The sequence below is a fragment of the Pseudomonas agronomica genome (assembly GCF_025917275.1).
Classification (GTDB): Bacteria; Pseudomonadota; Gammaproteobacteria; order Pseudomonadales; family Pseudomonadaceae; genus Aquipseudomonas; species Aquipseudomonas agronomica.
Genome location: NZ_JAOSHO010001199.1, coordinates 1 through 204, shown reverse-complemented (window position 1 = coordinate 204; position 204 = coordinate 1). Strand labels below are relative to the sequence as shown.

Genomic DNA, 204 nt, shown 5'->3' with positions numbered 1-204 from the left:
CGGGCGCAGATCATTCTGCTGGGCCAATCGGTGTCGGTGGAGTCCGGAACGGTGAAGGACGAAACCTGGTATCGGGTATTGGTGGGTCCGTTCAGCAATCGTGAAGAGCTGACCAAGGCCCAGAAACAATTGGCCGGCAGCGGTTTCAGCAACCTGTTGTTACAACAACGCCAGAGTCGCTGACCTCCGCAGAAAACACCTGTG

Annotated in this window: 1 protein-coding gene; it reads left to right on the top strand. The window is 56.9% G+C overall.

Annotated elements, in window-relative coordinates; all coding sequences use genetic code 11:
* A partial coding sequence (locus tag OC610_RS29515) for an SPOR domain-containing protein (RefSeq protein WP_264433443.1) occupies positions 1 to 183 on the top strand: 183 nt, incomplete at its 5' end.
* Positions 184 to 204 lie beyond the last annotated feature (21 nt).